At 66.9% G+C, this 21,789-nt stretch carries 18 protein-coding genes; 15 read left to right on the top strand and 3 right to left on the bottom strand.

The features are described from left to right. Window positions 1-39 precede the first annotated feature (39 nt). The gene (locus QFZ21_RS06690) at window positions 40-498 is read left to right on the top strand and encodes a GtrA family protein (protein WP_307375760.1); all 459 of its coding nucleotides are present in this window, start codon (window positions 40-42) and stop codon (window positions 496-498) included. Window positions 499-564: 66 nt separating this feature from the next. Here the strand turns inward: QFZ21_RS06690 and QFZ21_RS06685 are convergent, their stop codons facing one another. The 3 genes from QFZ21_RS06685 to QFZ21_RS06675 form a co-directional block, all read right to left on the bottom strand. After that, window positions 565-1,560, bottom strand: a complete 996-nt coding sequence (locus tag QFZ21_RS06685; protein ID WP_307375757.1) for a hypothetical protein — start codon at window positions 1,558-1,560, stop codon at window positions 565-567. A gap of 173 nt (window positions 1,561-1,733) precedes the next feature. Further along, window positions 1,734-3,152, bottom strand: coding sequence for a polysaccharide biosynthesis tyrosine autokinase (locus QFZ21_RS06680; protein WP_307375756.1), 1,419 nt, complete (start codon window positions 3,150-3,152; stop codon window positions 1,734-1,736). 109 nt (window positions 3,153-3,261) lie between these two features. Continuing rightward, complete coding sequence (locus QFZ21_RS06675; protein WP_307375754.1) at window positions 3,262-4,626, bottom strand: polysaccharide biosynthesis tyrosine autokinase; 1,365 nt, start codon at window positions 4,624-4,626, stop codon at window positions 3,262-3,264. Window positions 4,627-4,698: 72 nt separating this feature from the next. Between QFZ21_RS06675 and QFZ21_RS06670 the strand changes: the two genes are divergently transcribed. The 14 genes from QFZ21_RS06670 (at window position 4,699) to QFZ21_RS06605 (ending at window position 21,448) form a co-directional block, all read left to right on the top strand. Beyond that, window positions 4,699-5,874 carry a hypothetical protein gene (locus QFZ21_RS06670; protein WP_307375752.1) on the top strand — a complete coding sequence of 392 codons (1,176 nt, stop codon included), beginning with the start codon at window positions 4,699-4,701 and terminating at the stop codon, window positions 5,872-5,874. 123 nt (window positions 5,875-5,997) lie between these two features. Further along, window positions 5,998-7,821 (top strand): nucleoside-diphosphate sugar epimerase/dehydratase, encoded by a 1,824-nt coding sequence (locus tag QFZ21_RS06665; protein WP_307375749.1) that lies wholly within the window; start codon window positions 5,998-6,000, stop codon window positions 7,819-7,821. Further along, a complete protein-coding gene (locus tag QFZ21_RS06660; RefSeq protein ID WP_307375746.1) occupies window positions 7,818-8,948 on the top strand; it encodes a DegT/DnrJ/EryC1/StrS aminotransferase family protein in 1,131 nt (376 codons plus the stop codon). Before QFZ21_RS06665 ends, QFZ21_RS06660 begins: the two co-directional genes overlap by 4 nt. Beyond that, the gene (locus tag QFZ21_RS06655; protein ID WP_307375744.1) at window positions 8,945-9,565 is read left to right on the top strand and encodes a sugar transferase; all 621 of its coding nucleotides are present in this window, start codon (window positions 8,945-8,947) and stop codon (window positions 9,563-9,565) included. Before QFZ21_RS06660 ends, QFZ21_RS06655 begins: the two co-directional genes overlap by 4 nt. Continuing rightward, entirely contained in the window at window positions 9,558-10,217 is a 660-nt protein-coding gene (locus QFZ21_RS06650; RefSeq protein WP_307375742.1) for a NeuD/PglB/VioB family sugar acetyltransferase, read from the top strand. Before QFZ21_RS06655 ends, QFZ21_RS06650 begins: the two co-directional genes overlap by 8 nt. After that, a complete protein-coding gene (locus tag QFZ21_RS06645) occupies window positions 10,214-11,437 on the top strand; it encodes a glycosyltransferase family 4 protein (protein ID WP_307375740.1) in 1,224 nt (407 codons plus the stop codon). The genes QFZ21_RS06650 and QFZ21_RS06645 overlap by 4 nt, the downstream gene beginning before the upstream one ends. Beyond that, a complete protein-coding gene (locus QFZ21_RS06640; protein ID WP_307375739.1) occupies window positions 11,434-12,486 on the top strand; it encodes a polysaccharide biosynthesis protein in 1,053 nt (350 codons plus the stop codon). Before QFZ21_RS06645 ends, QFZ21_RS06640 begins: the two co-directional genes overlap by 4 nt. Then, window positions 12,483-13,577, top strand: coding sequence for an NAD-dependent epimerase/dehydratase family protein (locus QFZ21_RS06635; RefSeq protein WP_307375736.1), 1,095 nt, complete (start codon window positions 12,483-12,485; stop codon window positions 13,575-13,577). Before QFZ21_RS06640 ends, QFZ21_RS06635 begins: the two co-directional genes overlap by 4 nt. A gap of 22 nt (window positions 13,578-13,599) precedes the next feature. Then, entirely contained in the window at window positions 13,600-14,706 is a 1,107-nt protein-coding gene (gene wecB, locus QFZ21_RS06630; RefSeq protein ID WP_307375733.1) for a non-hydrolyzing UDP-N-acetylglucosamine 2-epimerase, read from the top strand. Continuing rightward, entirely contained in the window at window positions 14,699-15,895 is a 1,197-nt protein-coding gene (locus QFZ21_RS06625) for a glycosyltransferase (RefSeq protein WP_307375730.1), read from the top strand. Before wecB ends, QFZ21_RS06625 begins: the two co-directional genes overlap by 8 nt. Continuing rightward, a complete protein-coding gene (locus QFZ21_RS06620; RefSeq protein WP_307375728.1) occupies window positions 15,892-17,034 on the top strand; it encodes a hypothetical protein in 1,143 nt (380 codons plus the stop codon). Before QFZ21_RS06625 ends, QFZ21_RS06620 begins: the two co-directional genes overlap by 4 nt. Before the next feature lie 4 nt (window positions 17,035-17,038). Next, window positions 17,039-18,319 (top strand): lipopolysaccharide biosynthesis protein, encoded by a 1,281-nt coding sequence (locus QFZ21_RS06615; RefSeq protein ID WP_307375725.1) that lies wholly within the window; start codon window positions 17,039-17,041, stop codon window positions 18,317-18,319. A 17-nt stretch (window positions 18,320-18,336) separates the two neighbouring features. Then, window positions 18,337-20,346 carry an acyltransferase family protein gene (locus tag QFZ21_RS06610; protein ID WP_307375723.1) on the top strand — a complete coding sequence of 670 codons (2,010 nt, stop codon included), beginning with the start codon at window positions 18,337-18,339 and terminating at the stop codon, window positions 20,344-20,346. 163 nt (window positions 20,347-20,509) lie between these two features. Beyond that, window positions 20,510-21,448 (top strand): O-antigen ligase, encoded by a 939-nt coding sequence (locus QFZ21_RS06605; RefSeq protein WP_307375721.1) that lies wholly within the window; start codon window positions 20,510-20,512, stop codon window positions 21,446-21,448. The last annotated feature ends 341 nt before the right edge of the window (window positions 21,449-21,789 follow it).

Raw genomic sequence — 21,789 nt, 5'->3', positions numbered from 1 at the left:
GCGGGGCGCGGGAGGTTCTGCAAGTAGCCTAGTTGAGCCATGAATCCTCCCTCACGACTGCGCCGGCTCGCCGGTGTGGGCAGCCGCTTCCTCGTCGTCGGCGCCCTGAGCACCCTCATCGAGGTCGGTGTCTTCAACCTCCTCGTCTACGTGTGGGGCTGGGATGTCGTCGGCGCGAAGATCGTCGCGTCGCTCGTGGCTCTGGTCAACGCGTACATCGGGAACCGGGAGTGGACGTTCCGCCACCGCGACCGTCGGGGGAGGACCGCAGAGGTCGCCCTGTTCCTCGCGACGAACGCGGTCTGCACGGCGATCGGCGCGGCACTCGTCTGGGCGGGGGTCGAAGTCGTCGCGGGGCTGCTCGGTCGCACGCCCGGAGCGGTCGCCGTCAACGTGGTGAACCTCCTCAGCATCGTCATCGTGGTGATGCTCCGCTTCGTGCTGTACCACTGGATCGTCTTCCGGGTCTCCCCGAAGCCCGAGGCTCCGGCCGCCTGACCCGCTCCCGTGGCAGTTGCTGCGGGTTCAGAGGCTCGGAACCCGCACTAACTGCCACGGGAGCGGTCACCGGCGCGAACGGATGGCAGCGCGGACGCGGGCAACCAGATCGTCGGGTCGACCGAGGAGCTCCGCCGTGACCTCGAGGACTATCCACCCTGCGGCTCGCAGCCGAGCGATGCGCTCGACATCACGCGCATACGTCGCGCTGTGCAGCAGGCCGTGATACTCGATCGCGACTTTGAGGTCCGGGTAGGCCAAGTCGACGCACGCGAGGAAGCGACCCTCTTCGTCGAAGACGTCGATGTTGAGCCGCGGTTCGGGGAGCCGCGCGTCGAGGAGGACGCAGCGAACCTTCGACTCCCGCGGTGACCAGGAATCCGTCCGAACGAGTTCCACGGCTTCGCGCAGCCGCCGCACACCGACCCGGCGACCCGATCCGGTGGCGGCTCGAAGCTCGTCGACCGTGGCCAGAGGCGACCTGCCGGCATCGGGACGCCCGTATCCGACTCGCCAGATGCGGCAGAAGTAGTCACCGAGAGCGACGAGGTCATGCAGGGGCAGAGAGCCGAGACTCGCCCAGGTGCTCGCGGGGGTGGTGATGCGGCTGCCGCCGAGTTCGCAGACGGAGATGGTGGCGGGTCGCATGCGATGCCCGACGACGCCCGGTATCCGCGGCAGAGAGCCGGTTCCGAAGACGCCGACGTGCACGGGAGGGGGTGCCGACGGCTCTCGCTCCCGTGAGCGCGGGAGAGGGAGGGGCCCGCCCCACAGAGCGGCTGCGGTCTCCGAGGTGAAGAAGTGCTCCGGATGCATCCGGGGTGCATAGTCGCGAGCTCCCGCTCGGAGAAGATCCCGTCGGATCGCGTGCGGTCCATCCCGGTCATCGGACTCGGCCGCGGCATCCGATGCGGTTGTATCGAAGAGGCGGCGACGCGCGCCGCGGAAAGGCGTCACGAGGTCGTTGGCGCGAAGACGACTGGGAGCGACGCCTGCCTCTCGTGCTTCCGCGATGCTGAAGTTCGCTCCGAGTTCGGACGGCAACTGTCCAGCGGGGTTCATTCCCCGAGTTTTGCGGCCTTGTCCGGCGCCTCGTCTGCTCTATCCACAGGCAAAACGCTGCTCCCGTGGCACTTCGTGCTGGTTCGGCGGCGTTGAACCCGCAGCAACTGCCACGGGAGCGACGCAGAACCGAGGAACGTCGCCGAACAGGGGAGGAGGAGTCGGAGGAAGTCTCAGGCCTTCGAGCGCCGGCGCTTCGTCCGGCGCTTCGCCGCACCATCGGCCTCGTGCGTCGCGCCGTACGTGTAGGCGCCGTAGCCGTAGCTGTCCGGGCCCTTCGTTGGCAGCATCGTCACGACGACACCGAGCAGGTTCACGCCGGCGGTCTCCAGCGTGCGCAGGGCTCCGGCGAGCTCCTGCTTCTTGGTCTTACCGGATGCCGCAGCGACGATCACGCCACGCGTCTTGCTCCCCACGACCGCGGCATCCGTCACCAGCAGCAGGGGCGGAGCGTCGATGAGGACGTAGTCGAAGTACTCGCCGAGGGGCTTCAGCACCTGGTCCATCGCGGCGGATCCCAGGAGCTCACTGGGATTGGGCGGCACCTGGCCGCTGGGGAGCACGTAGAGGTCGTTGGCGCCCCATTTCTGGAGCGCATCCGCCACGTCGACCCGGCCGATCAGCACGTCGGTCAATCCGACATTGCCCTCGATGCCCATGTAGTCGGCGACGCGGGGGAGGCGCAGGTCGCCGTCGACCAGCGCCACCCGTGCGCCGGTCTCGGCCAGCGCGATGGCGAGGTTCGCCGTGGTGGTCGATTTGCCCTCGCCAGGCCCGGCGCTCGAGACGACGAAGATGCGCGGTCCCTGATCGACGTTGAGGAACTGCAGGTTCGTGCGCAGACTGCGGAACGACTCGGAGCGCGGGCTGCGCGGGTCGGCGTGCACGATCAGCGGACGCTTCGACGCCTCCGGGTCGTAGGCGATGCCACCGAGGACCGGACGATCGGTCAGCGCCTCGATGTCGTGGAGCGTGTGGATGCGGTTGTCGAGCACGGTGCGCAGCACCGCGACAGCGATGCCCAGAGCCAATCCGAGGATGCCACCGAGCACGATGAGCATGCGGACGTTGGGGCTGGTCTGCGCGGTCGGCGCGACGGCCGGCTCGGTGACGTTGATGCGCACCGGGCTGACAGCCCCCTCCGCCGCGGGCTGCTCGAGGGTGTTCTGGACGGCGTCCTGGAAGCTCGAGGCGACGGCGTTGGCGATCGCCGCGGCCTGGTCCGGGTCGCGGTCGGTGGTCGTGATGTCGATCAGCACGGTGTTGAGCGGTGTCGTCGCGGTGACGCGGCCGCTGAGACCCGCCACGCTGTCCTTCAGGTCGAGCTCCTCGATCACCGGTCCGAGCACGAGCGCGGTTCCGACGACATCGACGTAGCTGGTCACCATCTGGCGCGCGAAGGTCGTGCCCTGGACGAGGTCGCCGGTCGCGGCGCCCTCCGTCCGCACCGACACGTACAGCTGGGTCGATGCCGTGTACTTCGGCTCTTGCATCGCGGCGTACCCTGCTCCGCCGGCGAGGCCGAGGATGAGGAGAACCAGGATGAGGATCCAGTTGCGATGCAGGATACGTACGTAGTCGCGAAGTTCCACGCGGCAGATTCCCCCTGTTGCTGTGCGGCACCGCCCGATCGGACCTGCCACATGTCGATTCTCGACATTGTTTCACAGCGCGGTGCGCGCGCTTTCCCGACCAGCCGGTTCAGGCGCGGGCAGAGGCAGGACTGGTGTCGTATGAGGACTTGTCGGTTCCGCGCATGACGGCTTTGGTCACGACGGTCCCGAGCACGCGCGCGCCGACGGCTTCGATGCTCCGCGCGGAGTCTGCCAGACGGTTGGCGTGAGTCGATCCGGCGGCGGCGATGAGGATCGCTCCGGTGGCGACTCGGGCGATGACGGCGGCATCCGTGACGAGCAGCAGCGGGGGCGCATCGATGATCACGACGTCGAACGCGTCCCTGAGTGCGTCGACGAGCTCTTCCATCGCGCGGGAGCCCAGAAGCTCGGCCGGGTTGGGTGGCAGGGTTCCTGCGGGGAGCACGAAGAGCGCCCGACGCCCCCAGGGCTGGATGACGGCGTTCAGCTCGACGCGGCCGACCAGCACATCGCTGAGGCCGACGCTGCCCTCGATGTCGAAGTATTCGGCGAGGCGCGGGAGGCGGAGGTCGGCGTCGATGAGTGCCACACGGTGCCCGGCGTCGGCGAACGCCAGGGCGAGATTGGCCGCGGTCGTGGACTTGCCCTCCCCGGGACCGGAGCTCGTGATGACGAAGACGCCCTGGCCTTCTGTGAAGAGGAACCGCACGTTGGTGCGCAGCGAGCGGAAGGCCTCGGCTCGCCGACTCTGGGGTGCAAAGCCCACGGCGAGCGGGCGCGATGCCGTGTCAGGGTCAAGAGGAATCTGTCCGAGCACCGGCACAGGGACCGCGGATTCGACGTCCGCTGCGGTCCGCACCCGCTGGTCGAGCGCCGCGCGCAGTAGGGCGACGCCGATGCCCGCCGCGAGGCCGAGGACCGCGCCGAGCGTGAGTGAGAGCTGCAGGTTCGGAGCGACCGGGACCGTCGGGACCTGCGCCGGCTGCAGGGTGACCATGCGAATCGAGTACGCGGTCTCCTGCTCGCGCTTCTCCAGCGTCTCGGCGATGGTCATCGTGACGCTCTCGGTGACGGCGTTCGCGATGCGCGCGGCCTGGCCGGGGTTGCGGTGCTCGACTCCGATCGTGATGATCGCGCTGTTCGCGGCGACCGAGGCGTTGATGCGTGAGGCGAGCCCTGCCGGCGTCGTCGGCAGGTCGAGGTCTTCGATGACCGGCTCGAGGACGAGCGAGCTGGTGACGATCGTGCGGTAGGTCTCGACGACCTGGTTGGCGTAGCCGGTTGCCATGGCCCGCTCGGACGTCGTGGCTTCGTCCGCGACCTGGACGGTGACCATCACCTCGGCCGACGCCTCGAAGCGCTGAGGGGTGAACATCGCGATGAGCGCGCCCGTCGACAGCCCGATGAGCAGGCCCGCGACGATCAGCACGACTTGCCGACGGAGCACCCGCACGTAGTCGGGGAAATCCATGGAGCTCCAGCGTTTCAAGGGGCGGATCGGCGGTATCGTCTCTTGAGAATACCGATATATCACGAAGGCGACATGACGGCTCTGAGAGATCTCTTCCCGGATGGTCCGCGCACCGCGGACTCCGGGACGGCACCGATGGACGACCACCACACGGTGCGGCGTCTCGGCGAGATGATCGGCGCGCCGCGCGAGAGCGCCGCGTCGGGTCGGCGGCCGCTGGCGAACGCCCGGGAGCTGCTCCGGATGGTCGACGCCGCGGCTGATCAGCCTGCCCCGATCGCCACGGAGCCGGATGCCGCACCGCCGAGGCGACGACGCGCCCGACGGCCTGTCGATGCGCTGGCGTTGACCGCCGGCGTGCTGGCCGTCGTCTCCGTCGTGGCTGCGGGAACGGTGGGTGCGGTGCAGATGGCGACCGCCAGTCCCGCCGCGAGTTCGCTGCAGGCGCTGGAGGCCGACGAGGCCGCGATCCAGAACGCGCACCAGTCGCTGGTGAGCACACGGGACCGCATCCTCGCCGACGTCGAATCCCAGGGCGCGGATGCCGCCGGCCTCCGGGCCGCTCTGGTGAGTACATCCACGGCACCCGACCCGGCATCGTCGGAGGAGGGCGCGTTGATCGAGGTGACGGATGCTGCGGCACTGACCACCGCGCTCGCCGCACTGGACACCTACGCCAAGGGACTCGCGGCGATCACCGTGCCCGAGCTGCCGGCGGAATACGTGCGCCCCGAGCTCGATGAGGATTCGCTCGTGGAGGTCGGGAGCGCGATCGACGCCGTGCAGGAACAGCTGATCGCGGGGGATGCCGCCACGGTCGAGCTGCGGACGCTGCGGAGCGGCCTCGACGCGCTCCGGCCTCCCGCCGAACTCGCTGTGGCCGCGTACGGCGCGTCGTTCCCCGGTGCGGCAGAGGCCGCGATCGCCCGATACCCCGACGCCGACGAGGCCCTGCACACGGCCCTGTCCGATGCGGCCGCCGTCGTCGGATCATCGAACCTGTGGTCGCCGGCAGGGATCTCCGCGGTGGAGCGCTACCGGGACGCCCTGGTCGCGGTGGCCGCGGACCAGGTGCGATTCGAGGTCGATCGTCAGCAGAATCAGGGCGGCGAACAACCGGGGTCCGGGAACGAGTCCGGCGGGACGCCGCCGTCCGACGAGGGAACGGATCCGCCCACGGAGTCGACGGACCCTCCGACGGAGACACCGCCAGAGCAGACACCTCCGGATGGCGAAGAAAGTCCCTAGGTCACAGGCCTGCGGAAATCCTGTGAGAACATATCTCCAGGGGAGTGAGTAAGTCTGAGGGGGCTTTCCATCTTGAGTGGCAAAAAGGAATACGCCGATACGTCGACGGCGGATATTCCGATCGTGTCGGAGGTTTCGGTCAAGCAGCGGCGTCGCCGCATGCTGGCCGCGCTCGTCGACGGACTCGCCTGGAGCTTCGGGGTCGTGCTGGCCATCGCGCTCCGCTTCGAGTTCATGATGGACGCGCGCGGCTGGATCGCCACGACCGCGCTCGCGCTCCTCGCCGGTGCGATCCAGATGGCCGCGGGGTACGTGACCGGGCTGTATCGCGGTCGCTTCCACTACGGCTCGTTCGACGAGGTCCGTGCGGTCGGATTCGTCGTCGTCGCCGAGGCGTTCGCGCTGTCGCTGCTGGTCATCCCGCTCGGTCCGGTCATCGGCATCCCGCGAGGCACGCTGCTGCTGGCCTTCCCGTTCGTGCTGCTGCTGATGTTCGGCGTGCGCTATATGGCGCGGCTGATGATCGACCGTGCCCGCAAGCCGGGAGAAGATGCGGAGCCGGCACTCGTCATCGGTGCGGGGTATATCGCCGACAAGCTCCTCGCCAGCCTGACGACCGATCCGACGTCGCCGATCAGGGCGGTCGGCCTGCTCGACGACGATCCCGCCAAGCGGCACCTGCGGCTGCGCGGCGTATCGGTCGTCGGGACCACGCGAGACTTCGAGGCGGCGGCGCAGCGCACCGGCGCGAAGCTCGCGATCATCGCGATCGGCAGTGCCGACAGCACCCTGCTCCGGAAGATCAGCGACCGCGCCGCGGCTGCGGGCCTCCGGGTCGCCGTGACGCCCCCGATGATCACGCTCAAGTCGGGCGAGGAATCGTTCAGCGACGTGCGCGACATCAGCATCGAAGACCTCATCGGCCGGCATCCGGTCGACACCAACGTCGAGCTGATCGCCGGGTACATCACCGGTCGGCGGGTGCTCGTGACCGGAGCCGGCGGATCGATCGGCTCGGAACTCTGCCGCCAGCTCGCGAAGTACGGTCCGCGAGAACTGATCATGCTCGACCGCGACGAGACGGGGCTGCAGGACGCCCAGCTCGGCACCTCGGGGCACGGGCTGCTCGACACGAACGACGTCGTGCTCGCCGACATCCGCGACGTCGAGCTCCTCGACCGCATCTTCGACGAGCGGCGACCCGAGGTGGTGTTCCACGCCGCCGCGCTGAAACACCTCCCGATGCTCGAGCAGTACCCCGACGAAGCCTGGAAGACCAACGTCATCGGCTCGCTCAACGTGATCAACGCGTCACGTCGCGTGGGCGTGTCGACCTTCATCAACATCTCGACCGACAAGGCCGCGAACCCGACGAGCGTGCTCGGGCACTCCAAGCGCGTCGCCGAGAAGCTCACCGCCTGGGCGGGCGCGGAGACCGGGATGCGCTACCTCTCGGTGCGGTTCGGCAACGTGATCGGAAGCCGCGGCTCGATGCTGCCCACCTTCCAGCGGCTCATCGCCGAGGGTCGTCCGATCACCGTCACGCATCCCGACGCGACCCGTTACTTCATGACCATCCCCGAGGCGTGCCAGCTGGTCGTCCAGGCCGGCGGCATCGGTCGTGCGGGAGAGGTCCTCATCCTCGACATGGGCGAACCCGTCTCGATCCTCGAGGTCGCGAAGCGCATGGTCGCGATGTCGGGCAAGAACATCGAGATCGTGTTCACCGGGCTCCGGCACGGCGAGAAGCTGCACGAGGAGCTCGTGGGCTCGCGCGAGCACCTCGAGCGCCCCTTCCACCCGAAGGTGTCGCACACCCAGGCGGATGTGATCACGCCCGAACGACTCGACAAGGACGGATGGATGCAGCGGATGTTCGCGACCCCGCGGAACAACGACACGGTGGTCATCGAACCGATCCGCCTGGAGAAGGCGGCCGAGGCGTGAGCGAGCGCATCTACATGTCCTCGCCCGATGTCGGCGAGGCGGAGGAGCGGGCTGTCGTCGCAGCCATGCGCTCGGGCTGGATCGCCCCCCTCGGGCCCGACGTCGACGCCTTCGAGCGTGAGCTCGCCGAGCGGGTCGGCGTCGCGCACGGCGTGGCCCTCAGCTCGGGAACCGCGGCGCTGCATCTCGGACTGCTCACGCTTGGCGTGAAGCCGGGAGACGTCGTGCTCACCTCGACCATGACCTTCGCGGCGACCGCCAACGCGATCGTGTACACCGGTGCCGAGCCGTACTTCATCGACGCCGACCCGGCGACCGGGAACATGGACCCTGCGCTGCTGCGCGAGGCCCTGACGGAGCTTCGGGCGGCCGGCGAGCGCGTCTCGGCGATCGTGCCGGTGGATCTGCTCGGCAAGGCGGTCGACTATACGTCCATCCTCGCGATCGCCGAGGAGTTCGATGTGCCCGTGCTGTCGGATGCCGCAGAGTCGCTCGGCGCCACGCACGACGGTCGAGCGGCTGGCAGCTTCGGTCGCGCATCCGTCGTCTCCTTCAATGGCAACAAGATCATGACGACCTCCGGGGGCGGGATGCTGCTCACGGATGACGGGGATTTCGCGCATCACGTGCGGTATCTCGCCACCCAGGCCCGGCAGCCGGTCGTGCACTACGAGCACACGGACATCGGCTACAACTACCGCATGAGCAACCTGCTCGCCGCTCTCGGGCGCGCACAGCTCGTGCGGCTCGACGCGATGATCGCCCGCCGTCGCGAGATGCGCGAGCTGTACAAGCAGCTCTTCGCCGAGGTCGACGGCGTCGAGGTGTTCGGAGCGGAGGGCGATGAGGCCGACAACGTCTGGCTGACGTCGATCCTCGTCGACGCCGCGACGACCGGATGGGAACCGTCCGCGCTCGCCGCCGCCCTGGCCGAGGACAGCATCGAGAGCCGTCCGCTGTGGAAGCCCATGCACGCGCAGCCCGTATTCGCGGGGGCGCGCCGCAAGACGACCGGTGCATCGGAGTCGCTCTTCGCGCGCGGACTCACACTGCCCAGCGGGTCGGCCCTCACGCCCCCGCAGCGCGAGCGTGTCGTCGCCGGCATCCGCGGCTTCCTGAAGCGATGAGTGCCAGGACCCGGCCGTACGACGTCGTCAAGCGTGCACTCGACGTCATCGCTTCGGCGATCGCACTCGTCGTGCTCTCGCCGGTCATCCTCGCGACCGCCGTGCTCGTGGCCGTGAAGCTCGGCCGCCCCGTGGTGTTCGCGCAGAAGCGACCCGGCCGAGACGGTCGGATCTTCACCCTGTACAAGTTCCGCTCGATGCGTTCTGTCGACGAGTCGCGCGGATGGGTGACGGATGCCGACCGGCTCACGCCCTTCGGCGTGCGTCTCCGGTCCACGAGCCTCGACGAACTGCCGAGCCTGTGGAACGTGCTTCGGGGCGACATGAGCGTGGTCGGGCCGCGGCCGCTGCTGGTCGAGTATCTCGAGCGCTATACGCCCGAGCAGGCGCGCCGCCATGAAGTGCGCCCCGGCATCACCGGTCTCGCCCAGGTCACCGGGCGCAACGCGATCTCCTGGGAGGATAAGTTCGCACAGGACGTCCGCTACGTCGACCGGCGCAGCGTCGGTCTGGATCTGCGGATCGTCCTCGCGACCATCGGTTCGGTGGTCAAGCGCGAGGGCATCTCGGCGGAAGGACACGCGACGATGACGAAGTTCGGAGAGGCACATGGCTGAACGGATCGTGGTCATCGGGGCCGGCGGGTTCGGACGCGAGACCCTCGACGTCGTCGAGGCGCTGATCGCAGCCGGCGAGCCTCTGCAGCTGCTCGGCGTCGTCGACTCCGGCCCGCGACAGGTCGACCTCGGACGGCTGGGCGAGCGCGGCATCGTCTATCTCGGCACGGATGACGAGTGGCTGTCGGCCGCCGCGGGAGACGAGCACTTCGTCGTGGCGATCGGATCTCCCGCCGTGCGGGAAGCGGTCGTTCAGCGATTCACCGCTGCGGGGCTGCGGGCGACGACGCTCATCCACCCGCGCGCGGTGATCGGATCACGTGCCGGGATCGGTGACGGAGTCGTGATCACCTCCGGCGTGCAGGTCTCGACCAATGTCACCATCGGCGACCACGTGCACCTCAACCCGGCGAGCATCATCGGGCATGACGCGACGCTCGCGGACTACGTCTCTGTCAACCCCGGCGCGATCGTCTCGGGGAACGTCGTGGTCGAGAAGGGCGTGCTGCTCGGCGCAGGATCCGTCGTGCTCCAGGGGCTGACGGTCGGCGCCGGTGCGACGGTGGGCGCTGCCGCCTGCGTGACGAAAGATGTCGAACCGGCGACCACTGTCGTCGGGGTGCCTGCGCGGGTGCGGGAATCGACCGCATGAGAGTACTGATCGTGTCGCAGTACTATCCGCCGGAGGCCGTGCCGCTCCCGGCTGATCTCGCGCAAGGCCTGGCGGCCCGGGGGCATCAGGTCAAGGTTCTGACCGGATTCCCGAATTATCCGACCGGCTCCGTGTTCCCCGGTTATCGGCAGAGCTGGCGCTCGGTCGAAGCCGATGGCCCGGTCTCGATCCATCGAGTGCCGCTGTTCGCCGATCACTCGCAGAGCGCGATCAAGCGCATGGTCAACTACTTCTCGTTCGCGCTCAGTTCGGCGACTGCGCGACGGCTGTCTCGGGGAGCCGACGTCGTCTACGTGTACGCGACGCAGATGACGGCGGGATTCGGCCCGTGGCTGTGGCGCACCACCGGCGGGCGCCCGTACGTGCTCCACATTCAAGACCTCTGGCCCGACTCGATCGTCGGATCGTCGATGATGGCAGGCGGTGCGAAGGAGCGCATCATCTCCGGAACCCTCGGTCCCTGGCTGCGGAGTGCCTATCGGCGCGCTGCCGCTGTGATCGGGATCGCGCCGACCATGGTCTCGACACTCGTGTCGCGCGGCGTGCCGGAGCACCGCGCCCACCTCGTCTACAACTGGGCGGATGCCGGTGAGCCGGTGAAGTCCGAACTCCCCGCGACCGAGACGCCGCGAGCGGAGGTGGTCTACGCGGGCAACGTGGGGGATATGCAGGACCTCGGAACCGCGGTGCGAGCGGCGCATGCCGCGGCTGACGCCGGCGTCGTGTTGACCATCGTCGGGGACGGCGTCGCGAAAGCCGACCTCCAGACGCTCGTCGCCGAGCTCGACGCGAAGAATGTGCGCTTTCATGACCCGGTCGCTCGCGAGCGGATGCCGGAGATCTATGCGCGTGCCGACTACGCACTCGTGTCCCTCAAAAACATGCCGGTCTTCCGCGGCACCATCCCCTCGAAGTTCCAGGCAGTGCTCTCGGCGGGCGTGCCGGTCGTGACGACGGTTCAGGGGGATGTCCGACGACTCGTCGAGGACGGCGGCGTGGGCGTGACGGCGGATGCGGAAGATGTCGACTCTCTCGAAGCCGCCTTCCGCGCGGCCGCGGAGCTGTCCACGGACGAGCGATCGGCGATGGCGCGCCGCGGTCGCGAGATGTACGACACCCATTTCTCCCGCGGGTCGGGAATCTCCAGGATCGAAGAGCTGCTCTCGGCAGCCGCGAAGGAAACGAGTAGAGCATCATGAGCGAGTCATACGGCGGAGCACGCGTGCTGGTGACCGGCGGGACCGGATCGTTCGGGCACACGGTCGCGAAGAAGCTCCTCGAGCGAGACGTCTCAGAGATCCGCATCTTCAGCCGTGACGAGGCGAAGCAGGATCTGATGCGGCACGAGATCCCCGACTCTCGCCTGCGTTTCTACGTCGGAGACGTCCGCGACTACGACAGTGTCGATCGGGCGACGCGCGACGTGGACTTCATCTTCCACGCCGCCGCTCTCAAGCAGGTGCCATCCTGCGAGTTCTTCCCGATGGAGGCCGTGCGCACGAACGTGCACGGCAGCGAGAACGTCGTGCGTGCGGCGGACCGCAACGGTGTGCGTTCGGTCGTGGCACTCAGCACCGATAAAGCCGTCTACCCCGTGAACGCGATGGGGATGTCCAAGGCGCTGATGGAGAAGGTCGCGCAGTCGCACGGCCTGAACAACCCCAACACCGCCACGACCGTGTCCTGCGTCCGCTACGGCAACGTCATGTACTCGCGAGGCTCCGTGATCCCGCTGTTCATCCGTCAGATCAAGGCGGGCAAGAACATCACCGTCACGAACCCGGATATGACCCGCTTCATGATGTCGCTGGCGCACTCGGTCGATCTGGTCGAATTCGCATTCCAGCACGCGGCGCAGGGTGACCTCTTCGTACGCAAGGCTAAGGCCACCTCGATGGGCACGCTCGCGCAGGCCGTCCTGAACCTGTTCCAGTCCAGCTCGAAGGTCGAGGTCATCGGCACCCGCCATGCGGAGAAGCTCTCCGAGGCTCTGGCGACCCGCGAGGAGCTGTCACGCGCCCGCGACATGGGGGAGTACTTCCGCGTCGTGGCGGACAACCGTGACCTCAACTACAGCGTGTACTTCGAGGAGGGCGACGTCGCTCAGAACCGCTTCGAGGACTACGACTCTCATACCGTTCAGCAGATGAATGTTCGTGAGGTCGAGGAGCTGCTGCTCACCCTGCCCGAGGTTCGTGATGAGCTCCGCGCAGCCGGACTTCCCGAGGTGGCGGTGTCGGACTCGTGAGCGGGTACGCGGTCACCGGCGCCGGAGGCTTCCTTGGCTGGCACTTGAGAGCGGCACTGAAGGAGGCGGGTACTCGCGTCGAGGCGATCGCCGTCGGGGCGGAGTTCGACTCAGCGACGGCCACGGCTGCAATTGACGGCAGCGCACGCGTCATCCATATCGCCGGAGTCAATCGGGCGTCGGATGAAGAAGTCACTGCAGGGAACATCGGGTTCGCCGAGCAGCTCGCGTCCGCGCTGCGAGGAGCGGAGACGCCTCCGCCGGTCGTCGTGTACGCGAACTCCACGCAGGCAACCAACGGGTCCGTCTATGGTGAGGCGAAGGCCAAGGCCGCCGAGATTCTCGCGCAGGCGGCATCCGAAGTGGGCGCCGAGTTCATCGATGTGCGTCTGCCGAACCTCTTCGGCGAGCACGGCCGCCCCTTCTACAATGCGGTCACGGCGACGTTCAGTCATCTGGTCGCTGCCGGCGAGAGCCCCATCGTCGAGAACGACAAGGAGCTCACGCTGCTGCACGCTCAGGATGCTGCCGACATTCTCAGCGGAGCGGCGCCTCTCGCGGCACTCGAGAGCCTGCAACGGGAGGAGACGGTGTCCGGACTGCTCGCCCGGTTGCAAGGCTTCGCCGAGCTGTACGGTCGGGGCGAGATTCCCGATGTGTCCGAGAACTTCGATCGTGACCTCTTCAATACGTACCGCTCGTACACGTTCCCCGCGCAGTCGCCGATCGATCTGACGCGCCACGCCGACGCCCGGGGTTCGTTCTTCGAGATCATCCGCTCGCACGGCGGCCCGGGGCAATCGTCGTTCTCGACCACCGTGCCCGGTGTCACCCGGGGCGACCACTTCCACCGCCGCAAGATCGAGCGGTTCACGGTGCTGCAGGGCCGAGCCCGCATCTCGTTGCGCCGCCTGTACTCTGATGAGGTCGTGTCGTTCGAGGTCTCCGGCGACGCGCCCGGTGCCGTCGACATGCCGACGATGTGGTCGCACAACATCACCAACATCGGCGAAGAGTTGCTGTACACGTCCTTCTGGACCAACGACATCTTCGATCCAGCCAACCCCGACACGATTGCCGAGGCAGTGTGACATGGTCGACAGACTCAAAGTGATGACGGTCGTCGGAACCAGGCCGGAGATCATCCGCCTGTCCGCGACGATCAAGCTGCTCGACGAGCACACCGACCAGGTGCTCGTGCACACCGGTCAAAACTACGACTACGAGCTCAACGAGGTCTTTTTCGAAGATCTGGGTCTGCGCCGACCGGACCACTTCATGAACGCGGACACCTCATCGCTCGGCGCCGCCCTCGGGTCCATCCTCACGAAGACCGAAGAGGTCATCCGCGAGGAGAAGCCGGATGCGTTCCTTGTGCTCGGTGACACGAACAGCTGCATCTCCGCGGTCATCGCCAAGCGGATGAAGGTGCCGGTGTTCCACATGGAGGCGGGCAACCGCTCCTTCGACGAGAACGTGCCGGAGGAGACCAACCGCCGCCTCGTGGATCACGTCGCCGACTACAACCTCGTCTACACCGAGCATGCTCGGCGCAACCTCCTCGCCGAGGGGCTCCATCCGTCGAAGATCCTCCTCACCGGTTCGCCCATGCGCGAGGTGCTCGAGCAGAACCGCGAGCAGATCGAGGCGAGTGACGCCGTCGAGCGGGCAGGCCTCACGCCGGGGGAGTACTTCCTCGTGAGCCTGCACCGCGAGGAGAACGTCGACAACCCGAAGCGTCTGCGGTCCGCGATCGCATCGTTGCAGGCGCTTCGCAGCGAGTACGGCATCCCGATCCTCGTGTCGACCCACCCGCGCACCCGTAAGCGCATCGAGGCTCTCGACGACGCCGCGGCTGTCGAGGGCATCACCTTCCACCCGCCGTTCGGCTTCCACGACTACATCAAGCTGCAGCAGGAATCCAAGCTGGTGCTCTCCGACAGCGGCACGATCAGCGAGGAATCGAGCACGCTCGGGTTCCCGGCCGTGACCGTGCGCGACTTCATCGAGCGGCCTGAGGCGTTGGATGCCGGAGCCATCATCACCACCGGGCTCACCCCGGAGAGCGTGCTGCGCGCGGTCGCCGCGCGCCTCAGCATCCCCGCCGACCTGGCTTCTCTCCCGGCCGGCTACGAGATTGCGAACACCGCGTGGCGGGCGACAGCCTTCATCCTGTCGACGGCACACTCCCACCGGGCGCGATTGGGTCTTCATGACTGAGAGCTCCGGCGCTGAGGCCCGGCCGGAGACGGTTCTCATCGTGTCTCTCGCCGGCATCCGGTATGCCACTCGCCCGCGGAAGGCCGCGCGCGAGTTGGCGCGCTCCTACCGAGTCCGATACCTGGCTCTGCAGAGTTCCGGTCGTGGCGGTCGCGTCGACGAAGCAGGGGTCTTCGATTCCGACGGCATCGCCGTGCATCAGGTGCGGGTGCGCCCGCGTCGCCCAGGCGGGGGCATCGCTGCGAAGCTGTTCAACCTGTTGGTCTCGTATCTGCCGGCCTTTATCCGTCTGTTCTGGGTGGCGGCCAAGACCCCCGCCGCCGTGATATTGATCGCGAATCCGGTACTTGCTCCGATCGCGCTCGTTCACCGCGCACGCTTCCGTTCGCAAGTGGTGTTGGACGTGGCTGAACGCCCCGGCGCGATCGCCGCGCGAGATTCTCTCGCGTCGATCTTCAGCAGACTGGAGCCGCTCACGCTCGGCAGTCTCGCCCGGCGCGACGCCATCGCGACGGTGGCCGTGCCCAGTGATGCGAATGATCTCCGCACGGTCGGTTTCCGCACGGTGCTTCCGCTGCGGAACGTGCCGCTTTCATCGTGGCGGGCTCCGTATGTCGCACCGGTCGGAGATGACGAACTTCGCTGCGTCGTCATCGGATCGGTGTTCGAGGGGCGGGCCTACGAGATTCTGATCGAGGCGATGGCCCTCTGCGCGCAAAAGGATGTTCGGGTCCGATTGCGCATTGTCGGCCCCGGAACTGACCAGTATCTGCAGCAGCTGCATTCGCTGACCGAGGAACGCGGCGCCTCTGACGTGATCACGTGGTCGGGCGCGATTCAGGGCGACGAGGTGTCACGCACCTACCTCGATTCCCACGTCGGTCTCGTCCTCTACGAACCGGATGATCCCGGCAATGACGGCCTCTCGAACAAGATTCTCGAATGCGTGTCCTCCGGACGCCCGGTGCTCGCGGGAGACTTGCCGGAGAACCGTCTCTTCGTGACGGAGCACCGGGTCGGCTGGCTGACCCAGGTGACCGCGGAGAGCATTGCCGATGCGCTCATCAGGATCCGTGCCGAAGCGGATCTGTCCGAGATCAGTGAAAGGTGCCGAGCCCTCGGAGATTCGAGTCTGACCTGGGAAGCGGATTTCGCGGCCGTCGCACAGGCTCTGTCGAAGGCGCCATGAGCCAGTCGGGTGCTTCGTGGGTCGCGGTATGTGCCGGCGCACTCGACGTGTCGGAGCACGACTTCGGTTCCGCGGTCGAAGGCGGCGTCCTGGTGACGCCGCTCGTGCCTGGTGAGCCGCTTCTGCTGCACGGCGTCGGGGAGGCTCTGTGGCGGCGATTGGTCGACGGGACCGTTCCGGACTCGCAGCTCACGCAGGATGAACGCGACACCATCGGCGAGATGGAGGCGATGGGACTCGCGAGCGCGGATCCCGGTCATCGGTCCAGGATCACTCGACTGGATCCGCCGTGGATGCTGTCGCCGTTGCACGAGCTCGTCTATGCGCTCCTCGCTCATGTGGCCGCGCAGAACTCCATCGAGATCCTCTTCATCAAGGGGCCGACGCTGCACGCGCAGGGTCTGCGAGAGCGTGCCCATTCCGGCGATGTCGACTGCTGGGTGCAGCCTCGAGAGGACCTGCGGTTGGCTCGCGCGATGCAGGAGTGGGGATGGACCCCTGCGCTGTCGCCGCTCTCGGGAACCGACGTGCTGCATTCGCTGACGCTTCGCGCTGGAGCATGGGGGAGCGCCATCGACGTGCACTCGTGGTTCCCGGGGATGGCGATGGAGGCGTCCGCCGCGTTCGCCCTCGTGAAGGAGACGACCGAGGATCGGAGCTTCGCGGGTATCAGCGGGCGTACTCCCGGTCGCGCCCTCCACGCTGTCATCAGTGCGCTGCACGAGGTCCGCCCGTTCCAGGGACGATCTGCAAGTCACGCACAGATCGATGCGGCCGCCGCCACACTGACCAGAGGCGGACGAGGTGCGGCGGACGCTGCGAGACTCGCCCACGCTGAGTACGCCCTCCTGGCGCCGTTGCGCAAGGCGTACCCTGACCGGCGTCTGGATGAGTCGACGCTTCCGGTGCCCAAGGACTGGGCTTGGCGATTGTCGTCGTCGCCGATCCGCGCGTACGTCGAGGCTCTCAAGCTCATCCCGGCCGCGGCTCGTCCGCGTGTCATCTTCCGGATCCTCTGGCCGACGGCGGAGAGTCTGCACGCAGGTCCGTCGTCGGACGGGGTGTCGACAACGCGACGGATCCGCCTGCGTCGCGTGGTGCAGGGCTGGAAGCTGCTCCGTCGCAAGAGCCGGAGCTAGAAGCATGGGTATCACGTCGATCTGGGCCCGCCTCCGCTCGCGCGGTGCGAAGGGGGCCCTCTCGCTCATCCTGGGCACGGGCGTGGCTCAGGGCATAACGCTCCTCGTCACGCCGTTCCTCACCCGTCTGTACTCGGACGAGGACTTCGGCTACCTGTCGCTCGTGATCGCGGTCGTCTCGATCGCGGCGCCGGCTGCGGCCCTCCGACTGGACTCGGCTCTGATGCTGCCGCGCGCCAAACGCGACGCTTCGGCGTTGTTCGGCACAGGCCTGTTGAGCGCTCTCGTCGTGAGTGCCCTGACCGTGGGGCTGCTCCAGGCGCTGTTCGCGTTCGGCCTGTTGCCGAACATGTCCGCACTGCCCTGGTTCTCCGTATGGGTCGGCGGCATCACTTTCCTCACGGCGGCGTTCACTCTCCTCAGCCAGTACGCGCTGCGAGGGCACCGCTACGGCGCCGTCGCCCGACGCAGCATCTACCAGTCCGTGCTGGCCGCGGGAGCGCAGCTCGCCGGTGGCTTCTTCGCTCCAAGTCCTGTCGGCCTGATCGGCGGGTATGCGATCGGACGCGCGGCCGGAATCGCACCCCTCGCCATCGGCCTGCGATCGGAGATCGAACGCTTCTCCCTGGCGGACGTCCGTCGGCTGATGAGGGAGTACTGGCGATTCCCGGTGCTGTTCGCGCCGTCGGCTGTGCTCAACTCCGCCGGGCTCGTCGTCCCCGTGATCTTCGTGGGCCTGTGGTTCTCCGTTGCGGATGCCGGGCAATGGGCTCTCGCTGATCGCATTCTCGCCGCGCCCCTCGTCCTCGTCGCCACGGCTGTCGGGCAGGTTGTCGAGGCGCACATGTCCGAGATGATCCGTGAGAGCCGAGGCGGCCTGACGCGGTACTACTTGTCGGTTTCTGCGGTCCTCGCGCTCGTCGCCGTCGTCACGGTTGTCGCAGTCGTGTTCCTGGTCAAGCCGATCCTTCCCCTGTTCCTCGGATCAGGATGGGAGACGGCCGGGGAGCTCATGGTTGCGATGTCGCCGATCATCGCTACTCGTCTGATCGTGAGCCCGATGAGCAAGGTGCTGATCGTCCTGCAACGCGGCGGATGGAATCTCGGCCTGGACGTGCTCCGCGTGGTGCTCGTCCTCGGAGTGGTCGCCACCGCGGTGTTGTTCGCGATCGACCTGATCACTACCGCGTGGCTGTTCTCGCTGGCACTCAGCTCCGTCTATGTCGTGACCTGGGTGATCGGCATGATGGCGACGCGTCGCGACGCGGATCGAGCGGCGGCCTGACGGTCGCGGAAGGAACCATGAACAGATCGAGCGCGACCGCGCAGCCACGGTACCGGGGCGACATTCAAGGGTTGCGTGCCCTTGCTGTCGGGCTCGTCATCATCGAGCACGCCCATTTCGGCCTTCGAGGCGGCTTCATCGGCGTCGACGTGTTCTTCGTCATCTCCGGTTTCGTGATTACCGCGATGCTGCTGCGAGAGGTCCAGAGCCAGGGCAGAATCCGGCTGGGCCGATTCTTCATCCGTCGAGGCTATCGACTCATTCCCGCGGCGGCCGTAGTCATCACCGTCACGGCCTTGGTCGGGGCAGTCATCCTCTCACCGCTGGGCACGCAGCAGCAGGCCGCAGTGACCGGCGGGGCGGCGGCCGTGGGAATCAGCAACATCGCGCTCTACACCATCTCATCGGACTACTTCAGCGAGCACGTGCAGACCAATCCATTCCTGCACACCTGGTCGCTCGGCGTGGAGGAGCAGTTCTATCTGTTCTTCCCGCTGGTGCTGCTCCTCGTGTGGAAGATGACGAAGAACCATGCGAAGGCAGCAGCCGCGGTGCTCGTGGTTGTCGCCGCGGTATCGTTCGCGCTCTCGGCCGTCACGTCGTTCTCCGCGGTGCTGCCGGCTGTGAGGAATCCACCGATCTTCGCCTTCTACATGATGCCGACGCGGGCGTGGGAGTTCGCGGTCGGTGCGCTCATCGCGTGCGGTGCGGTGTGGCTGGCGCGGAGGCGCCTGCATGCCGCGGCGACCTGGATCGGGTTGGCTCTGATCCTTGCAGGAGCGGTGTTCATCGACAGCGGCATGGCTTTCCCGGGTGTCGCCGCGCTGGTGCCGGTGGCAGGTGCCGCCCTGGTCATCTACGGCGGCTTGAAGAAGAATGGCGGCTCTCGGCTCCTCTCGACCCGACCTCTGGTCCACCTCGGCGACCTTTCGTACTCGCTCTATCTCTGGCACTGGCCGCTGTTCGTGTTCGCTCGGCGCCTCTGGCCCGAAAGCATGATCGCGATCGTGGGCGCCCTCGTGCTCACCTACGTGCTCTCCTACCTCACGTTCCGCTACATCGAGACCCCGTTCCGGGGGCGCGCGGATGCATGGAACTGGCGGAGCCTGCGCCTCCCGGCAGCAGCCATCGCCGTCGCTTTGGTCGCCGCTGGCGGACTGGGTGGAGGTGCTGTCGTGAACTGGGGAAACAAGAACGTCGCGGATGCGTCGGCGCAGCTCTTGGAACGTCCCATCGGTTACAACGAATGCTTGTCGACGACGCCCGTCTCTGAACGGGATCTGGCACCCTGCACGTGGGATGGTGCGGGGAAGCCCATCTATCTCGTGGGCGACTCGAACGCACAGCAATTCACGGAAGCCCTGATCTCCGCAGCCGATGAGTTGGACAGGCCGCTCACGGTCGCGACGTGGGGAGGATGCCCCTTCTTCGATGTCGGACGAGTCGACCTCGATGACCCCGCAAAGGGCGCCGAGTGCAGCGTATACGCGGATGACGGTGAGAAGTGGATAGAGGCGCAACCTGCCGGTACTGTCGTGATCGCCTCATCGAGCGAGATGGTCACCGACGACCGGATCGAGTTCCGAGCAGGAGGAGAGGTCGCGACGACTGAAGTCGACAAGGCGGTGGTGTGGGCCGAAGCTTTGGCAGCTCGGATCGAGTCGCTTGAAGCGGCAGGGCATGATGTGCGACTGGTACGGACGATGCCGCACTTCCCAGGAGTCTCCCGCGAGTGGTGGCACCCCGTCGAGTGTCAGAACGCCGACCTCTTCACCGACCCTTCGGGGTGTTCGATGACCATCTCGGCCGAGCAGGTGCAGACACGGATGAAGTACATAACCGCGGCTGAGACCCAGGCGATAGAAGCCACGGGGGTTGGCGCCGTTGACCTCTCGTCCGAGGTCTGCCGCAACGGTATGTGCGAGACCTATCGGAATGGAATGTGGCTCTATCGCGACGGACTGCATATCAGTCCGCAGTACAGTTCGGCGATCGCTGCTCGATTCACCTCGTCGCTGGTGCGCTAGTGCGAGCACGCACTCGGCTGCTCTGGAGCGCGGAACTGCGAAGCGCGCCGTGCGATACTCGCAGGGTGAATCGAACCGAGTTGGGCGTGCTCTCGCCGAGGCGTGCGCCCACCAGTCGCTTTACTAACTCCAAGTCGCAGGCATCGATCAAAGGTTCGCCAGGGTGAAGTTCGCACCAGTACCTCCGCTTAACAGGTTCGGGCGCATCTCGCGATCCATCATTCTCGTGGGCCTGCTCATCGGCGGCCTCTTTCCGACAGTCGGCGGAGTCGGGGTGGCCACGATCGCGTCGCCGTTGGCGCTTATCCTCGTGCTCTACGAAGTCGGTCGCCGTCTCCCGAAGCTGCACCCGGTCCTGCTCGTCCCCTTCTTCTTCCTCGGCGTCTTCTTGCATGCCATCGCCATTCCGACCGCAACTGCTTACGGTGAGATCAAGCTCGATACATGGCTCACTGCGACACTGCTCACAGCAGTCGCTGCTTCTGTGTTGCGAGACGAACGCTCCATCTACACCTTTGCCCGCACCTGGCTCGTCACGACCGGGTTGCTCTCAGTGATCACGATCCTCGGTTTCGCTGGCGGACGAGCCGACGGTTTCGACTCGAACCCGATCTGGCTCGCACGCGCGATGGCGACCGGTCTCGTCATGGCCTTGTTCCTCGTCCTCCAGAAGGACATCAGGACCTGGGTGTTCCTCGGCATCGCGGCACTGCTCATCGCGGGGATCTTCGCGACAGGATCGCGAGGCCCCATCCTCGCCGTCGGGATCGGTGCTATCGCTCTCGTCGTATTCACGCGCCGTCATCGCATCCGACGCATCGTCGGAATCGTCGTCGGAGCAGGCGCAGCCTATTGGGCCGTCACCGTGCTGCCGTTCTTCGCGAGTAGCCGCATCGTCACCCTGATCGAGGACGGGGACAACGACGCATCTCGATCCCTGTTCTGGTCGCTCACCACCGAGATCATCCGCCAATACCCGGAGGGGGTCGGCATCGGTAACTGGGCACTATTCGCCGGCGCTCCTCGCCAGTTCGTCTACCCGCACAACATGTTCTTGGAGGTATTCGCCGAGCTCGGCGCGTGTGGTTCGGGATTGCTCTGATCATCATCGTGGTCGCGAACCTCATCAAGTTGCTCTCTCGATCGCGCGAGATGCCCGTCGCCATTCTTGTGTTCGCGATTCTCGTCGCCGAGGTGGTTCAGATCTCGGTTTCGGGCGACCTGAATGCTCGCACGTTCTGGTTCCTCATGGCGCTCGGGTTCTTCCTCGGGGTGCGAGCCGTGATACCCGGCAGTATGCCCGTCGCTCCTGAGGCAGTCCCGGTGGCTCCGGGAGGTCATCCTGTTGAAGGCTCAGCGCCCCCGCGTCCGCCCGGTGGCTTGCGCCCGACCGCACGGCTCCGGCGCTCCTGACTCACGTGTCGCCCAGCAAACTGCGCTTGA

The sequence above is a fragment of the Microbacterium sp. W4I20 genome, from assembly GCF_030816505.1.
Lineage (GTDB): Bacteria > Actinomycetota > Actinomycetes > Actinomycetales > Microbacteriaceae > Microbacterium.
This window is presented reverse-complemented; position numbering and strand designations above follow the sequence as displayed.